The 7,482-nt window shown below is 71.1% G+C and carries 6 protein-coding genes and 1 rRNA gene; 3 read left to right on the forward strand and 4 right to left on the reverse strand.

All coding sequences use genetic code 11. From position 1 onward, the window contains the following. Nucleotides 1-618: HAD-IC family P-type ATPase (locus tag BU198_RS32335; protein WP_188300405.1), on the forward strand; the 618-nt coding region annotated here is incomplete at its 5' end. A 68-nt stretch (nucleotides 619-686) separates the two neighbouring features. Here BU198_RS32335 and BU198_RS32340 read toward each other — a convergent pair. From BU198_RS32340 to BU198_RS32350, 3 genes are all read right to left on the reverse strand, one after another. After that, on the reverse strand, nucleotides 687-1,406 hold the full coding sequence (locus BU198_RS32340; protein WP_188300406.1) for an SDR family NAD(P)-dependent oxidoreductase: 720 nt from the start codon (nucleotides 1,404-1,406) through the stop codon (nucleotides 687-689). Nucleotides 1,407-1,964: 558 nt separating this feature from the next. Then, entirely contained in the window at nucleotides 1,965-3,254 is a 1,290-nt protein-coding gene (locus BU198_RS32345; RefSeq protein ID WP_188300407.1) for a citrate synthase, read from the reverse strand. Between the two features lie 225 nt (nucleotides 3,255-3,479). Next, the gene (locus tag BU198_RS32350) at nucleotides 3,480-5,717 is read right to left on the reverse strand and encodes an ATP-dependent RecD-like DNA helicase (RefSeq protein WP_317620415.1); all 2,238 of its coding nucleotides are present in this window, start codon (nucleotides 5,715-5,717) and stop codon (nucleotides 3,480-3,482) included. 213 nt (nucleotides 5,718-5,930) lie between these two features. Here BU198_RS32350 and BU198_RS32355 point away from each other — a divergent pair, with 213 nt between their 5' ends. Further along, nucleotides 5,931-6,722 carry a VOC family protein gene (locus BU198_RS32355; protein ID WP_188300408.1) on the forward strand — a complete coding sequence of 264 codons (792 nt, stop codon included), beginning with the start codon at nucleotides 5,931-5,933 and terminating at the stop codon, nucleotides 6,720-6,722. A gap of 101 nt (nucleotides 6,723-6,823) precedes the next feature. Next, a complete protein-coding gene (locus BU198_RS32360; protein ID WP_188300409.1) occupies nucleotides 6,824-7,285 on the forward strand; it encodes a GNAT family N-acetyltransferase in 462 nt (153 codons plus the stop codon). Nucleotides 7,286-7,358: 73 nt separating this feature from the next. Here the strand turns inward: BU198_RS32360 and rrf are convergent. Continuing rightward, nucleotides 7,359-7,475: ribosomal RNA gene (gene rrf, locus BU198_RS32365) — 5S ribosomal RNA — on the reverse strand. Between the last annotated feature and the right edge of the window lie 7 nt (nucleotides 7,476-7,482).

Raw genomic sequence — 7,482 nt, forward strand, 5'->3', positions numbered from 1 at the left:
GCCGCCGAGGCGGCCGGCCGCACCACCGTCGCGGTCGGCTGGGACGGCGAGGCGCGGGCCGTGCTGGAGGTCGCCGACGCGGTGAGACCGACCAGCGCCGAGGCCGTCGGCCGGCTGCGCGCCCTGGGCCTGACCCCGGTGCTGCTGACCGGCGACAACCGGGCGGTGGCCGAGGCGGTCGCCGCCGAGGTCGGCATCGCCGCGCCGGACGTGATCGCCGAGGTGCTCCCCGAGGAGAAGGTCGCCACCGTCAGGCGGCTCCAGGCCGAGGGCAGGGTGGTGGCGATGGTCGGCGACGGCGTCAACGACGCGGCCGCGCTGGCCCAGGCCGACCTGGGCCTGGCGATGGGCACCGGCACCGACGCCGCGATCGAGGCCGGAGACCTCACCCTGGTCCGCGGCGACCTGCTGGCCGCGGCGGACGCCATCCGGCTCTCCCGCCGCACCCTCGGCACCATCAGGGGCAACCTCTTCTGGGCCTTCGGCTACAACGTGGCGGCGATCCCACTGGCCGCCGCCGGCCTGCTCAACCCGATGATCGCCGGGGCCGCGATGGCCTTCTCCTCGGTCTTCGTGGTGACCAACAGCCTGCGGCTGCGCCGCTTCCGGCCCGCCTGAGCCGGCGCACACGACGGCCCCGGACCGATGCCGGTCCGGGGCCGTCCGTACGTACCGGCTGGGGCGTCTCAACGCCCCAGCAGCTCGCCGCCGTTGCAGTGCAGGATCTCGCCGGTGACGAACCCGGCCTCGGGCGAGGCCAGGAAGTACACCGCCGCCGCCACCTCGCCGGCCTCGCCGATCCGCCCGAGCAGCGTGCGGGCGGCCCGGCGGGCGACCTCGGCCTCGTCCAGCCGGGGCCCGAAGAACTCGGTGCCCGCGACCGTGCCCGGCGCGACGATGTTGGCGGTGATGCCCGAGGTGCCCAACTGGGCGGCCAGGAAGTGGTTCCAGGCGTGCAGCGAGGCCTTCGCCGCACCGTACGAGCCGGCCCCGCGCAGGGCGGCGATGGAGCTGACGGTGACCACCCGGCCGGAGCCCGGGGTGAGCCGGTCGCGGACCGACTCGGTGAGCAGCACCACGGTCAGCACGTTGCGCTCGAAGTCGCCGCGCCAGCGCGCCAGCAGGGCGTGCGGCCCGCCGCCGACCACGGTCTCCCGGCTGCCGGCGTTGTTGACCAGGACGTCGATCCGCTCGGGCAGTCCGGCGAGCGCGGCCTCGACGGCGTCCGGGTCGGCGAGGTCGCACACCAGCGGGGTGACGCTCGGCCCGAGGTCGGCCGCGGCCTTCTCCAGGACCTCCCGGCGACGGCCCACGATCACCACGTGGTCACCGGCCTCGACGAACCGCCGCGCGACTTCGTACCCGATTCCCGTGCCACCACCGGTGACGACGACGTTCCTGGCCATCAGCCCACTCCCTCCCCAGTTCCGCCGTCGCGAGGCGAATGTGCGCGACGGTCCGTACCGGAATGCCACGATTCCTATCACGCTCGGTTGCCGTGACTGCGGGGAGGGTGACGTCCCGCGCGTGTGAACGTGTGATATGGGCCTGGTACGACGCGCACACGGAGCGTGGCGAGAGGCAGCTCACACCCCCCGGGCGTAACTTCTCACACCCCGATACGTCTTAGGTTGGTAGTGCGGCAGTTTTCCGGTGGGCGGGGACACGCTGAACGGCAACGTGTCCCCGCCCTTCCACCGGCTGTCGCCGACGGGGCTCCGGCGGGCCCCGGGAACGGTCGTCGAACTCGACGGCCTTCGCGCACGACGCCGGGGTTCCGGCGGGCCAGGGACGCTTTGAGCGGCCGTCCCGGGCTGCGGCCGACCCCGGAGTCGTGCGCCGTACGGTTCCGTCCCCGCGCGGCCCCCTCGGGGGCCGCGCACCGGGACGCGAAGGGGCCCGGCCGCTCAGGCGGCCGGGCCCCTCTCAGCTTCCGTGCGGGCCGGTGGACGGCTCCGCTACGGTCAGCGGGCGTCCAGCGGGACGTAGTCGCGGATCGCGGTGCCGGTGTAGATCTGGCGCGGACGGCCGATCCGGCTGGTCGGGTCGTTGATCATCTCGTGCCAGTGGGCGATCCAGCCGGGCAGCCGGCCGAGGGCGAACAGCACGGTGAACATGCTGGTCGGGAAGCCCATGGCGCGGTAGATCAGGCCGGTGTAGAAGTCCACGTTCGGGTACAGCTTGCGCGAGATGAAGAAGTCGTCCTTGAGGGCGTGCTCCTCCAGCTTGAGCGCGATGTCCAGCAGCTCGTCGCTCTTGCCGAGCTGGCCGAGGACCTCGTGCGCGAGGATCTTGACCTGGGCGGCGCGCGGGTCGAAGGCCTTGTAGACCCGGTGGCCGAAGCCCATCAGCTTGACGCCGGCCTCCTTGTTCTTCACCTTGGTGATGAACGAGTCGACGTCGCCGCCGTCCTTGCGGATGCCCTCCAGCATCTCCAGCACGGCCTGGTTGGCGCCGCCGTGCAGCGGGCCCCACAGGGCCGAGATGCCGGCCGAGATCGACGCGAACAGGTTGGCGTGGCTGGAGCCGACCAGGCGCACCGTGGAGGTCGAGCAGTTCTGCTCGTGGTCCGCGTGCAGGATGAGCAGCTTGTCCAGCGCGTTGACGACGACCGGGTTGAGCTCGTAGTCCTCGGCAGGGACGGCGAAGGTCATCCGCAGGAAGTTCTCGACGTAGCTCAGGTCGTTGCGCGGGTAGACGAAGGGCTGGCCCATCGCCTTCTTGTACGCGTACGCGGCGATCGTCGGCAGCTTGGCGAGCAGGCGGACGGTCGACAGGTGGCGCTGGGCCGCGTCGAACGGGTTGTGGCTCTCCGGGTAGAACGTGGACAGCGCGCCGACCACCGAGGACAGCATGGCCATCGGGTGGGCGTCCCGCGGGAAGCCCTGGAAGAAGCGCTTGACGTCCTCGTGCAGCAGGGTGTGCTGGGTGATCTCGCGGTTGAACTCCGCCAGCTGGTTGGCGTTGGGCAGCTCACCGTTGATCAGGAGGTACGCGGTCTCGATGAAGCCGCCATCGGAGGCGAGCTGCTCGATCGGGTAGCCGCGGTACCGCAGGATGCCGTTGTCGCCGTCCACGAAGGTGATCGCGGACTTGTACGCGGCGGTGTTACCGAAGCCGTTGTCCAGGGTGACCAGGCCGGTCTGCGGGAGCAGCTTCGAAATGTCGAAGCCGGCGTTGCCCGCAGTGCTCTCGACGACGGGGTACTCGTACTCGCCGTCCTGGTACCGCAGTACTACCGAGTTGTCGCTCACGTCTTCCTCACCGACGAAATGAATCCTCTTCCAAGGTGCCCTGACTGTCTCTACCATCCCCCATCCGGAGGACAGTCGCGCACCCGGGGTGGCCCGAAAGGGCCCGCCCCTACAAAACCTGCCGCCGCAGCCGGTACGAACCGGACAAGATCGGCACAACCCTAGGCTCTGCCGTAAATCTCTTCACGTCAAGAGAACATTAGAGGCAACCATCCCGTTGGATAATCATCCAGTTGCCAGCCGATGATCGAGCGCGGTGTGCCTCCGACCTGCACTGACGGCCCGGACGGCCTGCCCGATCGCCTTGCGTGACCCCACCAGCACCACCAGTTTCCTGGCCCTGGTCACGGCGGTGTAGAGCAGGTTCCGCTGGAGCATCGTCCAAGCGGACATGGTGACCGGAATCACCACCACCGGGTACTCGCTGCCCTGCGAGCGGTGGATCGTCACCGCGTACGCGTGGGCCAGCTCGTCCAGTTCGTCGAAGTCGTACTCCACCTCCTCGTCCTCGTCGGTGAGCACGGTCAGCCGCTGGTCGTCCACGGCGAGGGCGGTCACCACTCCCACTGTGCCGTTGAAGACGCCGTTGCGCCCCTTGTCGTAGTTGTTGCGGATCTGCGTGACCTTGTCCCCGACCCGGAACGTCCGCCCGCCGAAACGGCGTTCGGCCAGCCCCTCCCTGGCCGGCGTCACGGCCGCCTGGAGCAGGGTGTTCAGGTTCCCCGCGCCCGCCGGGCCGCGGTGCATCGGCGCCAGCACCTGCACGTCCCGGCGCGGGTCGAAGCCGAACTTCTGCGGGATCCGGCGCGCCACCACGTCCACCGTCAGCCCGGCCGCCCGCTCCGCGTCCTCCTCGGCGAACAGGAAGAAGTCCGCCAGGCCGTCCGTCAGCGGCGGCCGGCCCTCGTTGATCCGGTGCGCGTTGGTCACCACGCCCGACTGCTGCGCCTGCCGGAAGATCCTGGTCAGCCGCACCGACGGGACCGGCCCGCCCTCGGCCAGCAGGTCCCGCAGCACCTCCCCCGCACCCACCGAGGGAAGCTGGTCCACGTCTCCCACGAACAGCAGGTGAGCGCCCATCGGCACGGCCTTGACCAGCTTGTTCGCCAGGATCAGGTCCAGCATCGAGGCCTCGTCGACCACCACCAGGTCCGCGTCCAGCGGCCGGTCCCGGTCGTACGCGGCGTCCCCGCCCGGCTTCAGCTCCAGCAGCCGGTGCACCGTCGAGGCCTCCACCCCGGTCAGCTCCGCCAGCCGCTTCGCCGCCCGGCCGGTCGGCGCCGCCAGCACCACCTTCGCCCGCTTCGCCAGCGCCAGCGTCACGATCGACTTCACCGTGAACGACTTGCCGCAGCCCGGGCCGCCCGTCAGCACCGCGACCTTCTCGGTCAGCGCCAGCCGCACCGACTGCTCCTGCTCCGGCGCCAGCTCGACCCCCGTCCGCCCGGCCAGCCACTCCAGCGCCACCGGCCAGTCCACGTTCCCGAACCACGGCATCCGGTCCTCGTCCGCACGCAGCAGCCGCGCCAGCTGGTTGGCCAGCGAGATCTCCGCCCGGTGGAACGGCACCAGGTACACCGCCGTGACCGGCTGGCCGCCCTCTCCCGGCACCGCCTCGCGCACCACCCCCTCGGCCGCCACCAGCTCCGCCAGGCAATCGATCACCAGCCCGACGTCCACCTGGAGCAGCTTCACGCCGTCCGCGATCAGCCGTTCCTCCGGCAGGAAGCAGTGCCCCTGGTCGGTGCTCTGCGACAGCGCGTACTGGAGGCCGGCCTTCACCCGCTCCGGGCTGTCGTGCGGGATGCCCACCGCCTGGGCGATCCGGTCCGCCGTCAGGAAGCCGATGCCCCACACGTCCGACGCCAGCCGGTAGGGCTCGTTCCGCACCACGCCGATCGAGCCGTCGCCGTACTGCTTGTAGATTCGCACAGCCAGCGAGGTGGACACCCCGACCCCCTGCAGGAAGACCATCACCTCCTTGATGGCCTTCTGCTCCTCCCAGGCCGCCGCGATCTTCTTCGTCCGCTTCGGCCCCAGCCCCGGCACCTCGATCAGCCGGCCGGGCTCGTTCTCGATCACCTCCAGGGTGTCCGCCCCGAAGCGCTCCACGATCCGCTCGGCGAACCGCGGCCCGATCCCCTTGATCAGCCCCGACCCCAGGTACCGCTGGATCCCCTGGACCGTCGCGGGCAGCACCGTCGTGTAGTTCTCCACCGTGAACTGCCGCCCGTACTGCGGGTGCGAGCCCCACCGGCCGTGCAGCCGCAGCGACTCACCGACCTGCGCCCCCAGCAACGCGCCCACCACTGTCAGCAGGTCGTTCGCGCCCCGGCCGGTGTCCACCCGGGCGACCGTGTAACCGGTCTCCTCGTTCGCGTACGTGATCCGCTCCAGCACGCCCTCGACCTGTGCGAGCTGGCGCGGCACCTGCTGCCCGGACTGCGCCGCCTGCTTGCTCACCGGACCCCCTTCGACCGGTACGGGTGGAACATTCCGCTACGCACCGTACCGCCCCGCGCCGACAGACCCGCCGGCCCGCCTCCTCCCCGACTTCCTTCCCTGCCCCGGCCCCTGCCGTGCACCGCCCCGGCCGAGGTGCCAGGCTGGGAGGGACCGAGGGGGACCCGCCGTCGACCGCGCCCGCCCGGGCCCCGTCCGAGGAGCAGTGCCGCCATGCTCAACACCGACTTCCGCCCCGGTTCCCCGGTCTGGCTCGACCTGAGCAGCCCCGACACCCGGGCGTCCGTCGACTTCTACACCGCGCTGTTCGGCTGGACCTTCGACTCGGCCGGCCCCGAGGCCGGCGGGTACGGCTTCTTCAAGCTCGACGGCCGGACCGTCGCCGCCCTCGGCCCGCTCACCGAGGAGGACACCCCTCCCGGCTGGGCGCTCTACTTCGCCACCGACGACGCCGACCGCACCACCGCACTGGTCGAACAGTCCGGCGGACGCGTCCGGTTCGCCCCCTTCGACGTCTTCACCGCGGGCCGGATGGCCGGCTACACCGACCCGACAGGCGCCGACTTCGCGGTCTGGCAGCCGCACGCCAACCGCGGCCTGGACCTCGTCACCGAGGAGGGCAGCCTCTGCTGGACCGAGTGCTACAGCGTCGACGCCGAACGCGCCAAGTCCTTCTACCGCGCCGTCTTCGACTGGCAGGAGCAGGACGTCCCGCTCGGCGAGGCGATGTACACCGTCCTCACCCCGTCCGGCGGCGGCACCGACGACGCCCACGGCGGCATCATGCAGCTCGGCCCCGAACACACCGCGCGCGGCACCACCTCGCACTGGCTCCCCTACTTCGAGGTCCCCAACGTCGACGCCGGCCTCGCCATCGCCGGCACCCTCGGCGCGACCGTGCGGATCCCGCCCATGGACGTGCACGGCGTCGGCCGCCTGGCCCAGCTGGCCGACCCGCACGGGGCCGTCTTCGCCGTCATCACCAGTGCCAAGGCCGGGGAGTGACGCCGGATGGGGTCTCACGGCCCTTCAGGAGGGCCGTGAAGGGGTGCTACGGGCGTAGACGGGGCTTGGCACGGCAGACAGCACACTCCTAGTCTCCGATCATGACCGAAACGGCTGTTCTGACGATCCGACGAGCCACCGCCGACGACCTGCCGGCGATCGTGGCCATGCTCGCCGACGACCCGCTGGGCGCCACCCGCGAGAGCCCTGACGACCTCACCCCCTACCGCGCCGCGTTCGCCCGCATCGACGGCGACCCGCACCAGCACCTGGTCGTCGCCGACCGGGCCGGCCGCACCGTCGGCACCCTGCAACTCACCGTCGTCCCAGGCCTCTCCCGGGCCGGCGCCACCCGCACGATCATCGAGGGCGTCCGCGTCCACGCCGACGAACGCGGCAGCGGACTGGGCACCGAGCTGATCCAGTGGGCCGTCGAACGCTCCCGCGGCATCGGCGCCGTCCTCGTCCAGCTGACCTCCGACGCGACGCGAGCAGACGCGCACCGCTTCTACGAGCGCCTCGGGTTCGTGGCCTCGCACGTCGGGTTCAAGCTCCGGCTCTGACCGCCCGAAAATGCCCTGGAAACGCAAAGAACCCCCATCCGGGATTCCCGGACGGGGGTTCTTCAGAAGAATTGTTCGGCGGCGTCCTACTCTCCCACAGGGTCCCCCCTGCAGTACCATCGGCGCTGTAAGGCTTAGCTTCCGGGTTCGGAATGTAACCGGGCGTTTCCCTCACGCTATGACCACCGAAACACTAT

It is taken from the genome of Streptomyces sp. CBMA156 (assembly GCF_014596515.1).
Taxonomy (GTDB): Bacteria; Actinomycetota; Actinomycetes; order Streptomycetales; family Streptomycetaceae; genus Kitasatospora.